Source organism: Okeania sp. SIO2F4 (assembly GCF_010672385.1).
GTDB lineage: Bacteria > Cyanobacteriota > Cyanobacteriia > Cyanobacteriales > Microcoleaceae > Trichodesmium.
This window is the reverse complement of record NZ_JAAHGT010000943.1, coordinates 1-3726: the sequence shown is the minus strand read 5'-3', so window position 1 is coordinate 3726 and position 3726 is coordinate 1. Positions and strand designations below refer to the sequence as shown.

The following is a 3726-nucleotide window of genomic DNA, read 5'->3' as shown; positions in this document are numbered from 1 at the left end:
TGTCGAGATACTATGCGGGGAAATTTAACTTTGAAGTTAAGGGAAGTTAGGGATGGTTATTCAAAGTTAATTTTGGATGCACGGAGCGATCTGTGTGGGTTAGAAGTTGGTGGGGAATCTTGGGAGCAACCTTGGGTTAAGTGATGTTATAGAGCAGATTCCAAGCATAAGCATTTTGCCTATGATAGCTGTACTTCACACTCAATAAAATCTGCTCTATTTTTGAAGTTTTAACACCAAGAAGCTTTGCTAAAAAATTAGAGAATCATATTGAGGTTATTTAGTATTTCACTTACTACTACAACGCATAATTGAATATTATTCGATTTCCATTTCCATCAGAGCAAACTTTCCTGTAGGTACATCTTCAGCAATATATTGAGCAGCTCCTAGTAGCACACTATTTTCTTCTGGGAATACTTGAAGACTAACGTCTTTATTGTGCTTATAATTTCTAGAATTTTCTATATTTTTCTCCAGAAAAGCTTCCACAAAAATACCGTCTTTTAGCTTTTCCATATCTACTGATATACCACCTACAGAAATAATTTCAGCTTCATCTCCCATTGCTAAATCTCCTGCTCTTCTGCCCCAAATTTTTAACATCATCTCTAGTGAAGCTAAACACAAAGGTTCTGGTTTTTGTGACTCATTTGATGGTAGTGCTTTGCCAATAATGTTTTCAACAAAGTTAGCAATAGTAGTAGCCTTGTCTATATTTTTTTCGATATTTTCTGTTGTTAACTCAGGAAGTCCTTCTCCATACTTTTTGCCTTCTTTCAAAAATTGATAGATTCTGACTAACCCCTGACGAGACAAAACATTCTCAAATCTTACTTTAATTTGATCTAAGGGTATTGGTTTGTTTTTTTTATCAGATGATCTTTCTAATTCTTCTTTGATTTTTCCTTTTATATACTTAGTTAATTCCCACTCTTCATCAGTCTGTGGAGCAAAGCGTTCGTGACCTTTTTCAAAGCTAGTATAAGATGGATTTTTTTGCTCTTCATCTTCTTGCCAAAGACTGTTACCAAGTCCGTCACTAACTAACATTATAGAATGACGATTCGTGAGAAGTTTGGATTCATTTTTTTCTGCAAATAATACTTCTAAATCATTTTTACTACTTTTGACAATTCTAGAGCCATGTGCGACCATATCATTGATTAGTTTGACAGGAAGAACTTCAATATCTCGGTAAGGAACTGGTAATTTTTCTCTACAAGCATCTTCCGTTAAAGGCATAATTTTTTCTGAACGTTGAATTTCACATGAACCTTCTGTTACTTGTGCAGGTACTCCTAAACAAACACAATAAATATGTCCATGTTCATTACGATTATAGTGTTGCTTACAAAATTCTTCGATTATATTTTCTAATCGGATTATATTTTCTAATTCTGGATCAAGATAATTAAGAGTATTAAATTCCTTAAGTAATATTCGTTCATCTACTACAACTCGATCCAGTGCTGAATCGTATTTGTGAGTGAAAAGGGCTAATTTAGTTTTAGTTGCACTAATTTCTCCAGCTAGAATAACCATATTGTTTTCACCTGCTAAAAGCTTCTATGTATTGAAGAGTATTTTGACTAAAGTAGGGTTAAAAAATCAACATTTAAAATGATAGAGTTATTACTCCTTTATCAAATAAATAATTAGGATAAATAAGGAATATTATCCGCTCTCAGAAAATTACCTAAATTAATTAGCAAAATCAACTAATTATCTCAATATTTTGCTAACTCTTGCTCTAAGAGTTCTTTGACTTTTTCGATAGTTTCTTCAGCAGCAATTATGATAGGAGCGAGTAACGAGGAACGAGTATTAACGTAACAAATGGCAAATGGCTTACCTAGAAAATATATAATATAAGCTAACATCACTCCTTGACTTAAACAAAAAATTGCATAGTCTAGTTTTCCTGTATTAGTTTCTTTTGCAAAAGTATCTATAGCTTTTGGTATATCTCCTACATATTTAAAATTGCTCAATGCTCTTGAAGCACCACGATTTCCAATTCCAACAAGAGTATTGTACAGTTCTTGGTTATCAGACTTTAATTTACTATTGTAAAATTGTGTGAGTTCCTTTGCTACATTCAAAATAACGATCGCCTCTACTTCATCTTCTTTCTCGACAATTATATTAAGAAAATCATTCAATTTCTCTTGATTAGGTGGATTATTGCTTTGCATATTTAATTCCTCTATTTTATTATCGTCTTTATTATTGTCTTGAGTTTTTATTTGTTGAAGCAAATCGGGAATTTTACCAACATCTGCTTCAGTTATAATCATACAGGAATCTTGTAATATTGAATCTACAAGATTGTTAATTAGAGTATGATTTGGCTCACTCTTGGTTGATAATAGCAGTTCTTTTACTATAATTAGGGGATTTTGTTTAAACTTATCTGTTAATGGCAATAAGATAGAAGTAATCTGATGTTTATCAGCTTTAATATCTAAATTATTAACCATATATCCAATCAAAATTTCAAAATCTTCCTTCACTAAATGATTTTTTTTCTGTTCTTGTTCTGTTCCTAAAAATGGTGAAAGTATAATCTTTTCAGAGAACCACTTTTCTACATCTTCTGATTTAACTTCAGAAATGTTAACCTTAATAAAATCAATGATTTTTTCTGTAATGTTTAAATTATTATAAGTCCAATGGATAATTTCTTCCATAACCTTTTTGAGATTATCAGGAAATCTTTCTTTTAAAGTAGTAACATGACTCTGAAAATTATCGCTATCTATCCAAGCTAATAAATTTCTGTAAAGAGGAGCTTGAATCTCTTGTAATTTATCAGATACCCAATTCTCATTAAATACAGATTTATAAATGGAATTGACAACTTTTAATTTGTGAGGATTTTCAGAATGTTCCTCGACTAACTTTAAACGAAATAATTTTTTCTCCTCCTCACCATTCTGAAATAAAATTTCTTTTCCCCATAAAATATCTCGATAGATAACTAATAACCAAAAAGAGTCACAAGTTTTGTTATTTATTAATTTATCTTGAATTAATTCATAACGCTCAAAAATTGCTGATTTTTGTTCTGATAGTATTTTTGTTTGCCAGTTTTCGATTAAATGCTTCTGTATTAATCTTTTAAAACTTGTACTACCTCCTTGTCGTACTAAAATTAGGTTATCTTGACAAACTAACTTTAACAACGATTCAACTAACAAAGATTCAAATTTACTATTCTGGAGAATTAGCTTAATTATACGAGCTAAGTTACTCGTTTTTTTTCCTAATATTGGTAAATAATTGAATATCTGCTTAATGACCTTTTCTTTCTCATCTTTTAGATCTAAACTAGATTTCCACTCCGTGTCAACTAAGTCACTAATACTACCTGACAATTTTTGATTAATTAAATCGGAATTAAAAGCTGTCTCATAAACTTTATTAGCAATCTTTAACTGACCCTTGTCTAAGATTATTAAGTCTAAATCAATTAACGTTTGATAATTTTCTTGGTGAATTTTTTCTAGGGTGTTAGTACCAGGATTATCAAAATCAACATCTATATTATTTCCTTTAAGGATTTCTTGATAAAGATTCAGCAAATCAAGACTACTTTCTGAGTCAACTATTTCCAATATAATTTTTTTAAAATCCATTGTATTTTCTATTTTATCCCAATTATCATAGTGGAGTTGTTTAGTGATGAGTTTATCAAACTTCTCTCGATCTTTGTATTGGTTA

Annotated in this window: 3 protein-coding genes; 1 reads left to right on the top strand and 2 read right to left on the bottom strand. The window is 30.5% G+C overall.

Annotated features, from left to right (window positions below):
• Nucleotides 1–12: 12 nt before the first annotated feature.
• On the top strand, nt 13–144 hold the full coding sequence (locus F6K22_RS35335; RefSeq protein WP_363275134.1) for a hypothetical protein: 132 nt from the start codon (nt 13–15) through the stop codon (nt 142–144).
• Nucleotides 145–318: 174 nt separating this feature from the next.
• Here the strand turns inward: F6K22_RS35335 and F6K22_RS35330 are convergent, their stop codons facing one another.
• Nucleotides 319–1545: a glucokinase gene (locus F6K22_RS35330; RefSeq protein ID WP_293109199.1), complete on the bottom strand. Its 1227-nt coding sequence runs from the start codon at nt 1543–1545 to the stop codon at nt 319–321.
• 185 nt (nt 1546–1730) lie between these two features.
• On the bottom strand, nt 1731–3726 hold a 1996-nt coding region (locus F6K22_RS35325; protein WP_293109197.1), incomplete at its 5' end, for a hypothetical protein.

Excerpts from the sequence above, each read along its gene's own strand:
- F6K22_RS35335 (WP_363275134.1), top strand. The coding sequence starts at position 13 with ATGCGGGGAAATTTAACTTTGAAGTTAAGGGAAGTTAGGGATGGTTAT.
- F6K22_RS35330 (WP_293109199.1), bottom strand. The coding sequence starts at position 1,545 with ATGGTTATTCTAGCTGGAGAAATTAGTGCAACTAAAACTAAATTAGCC.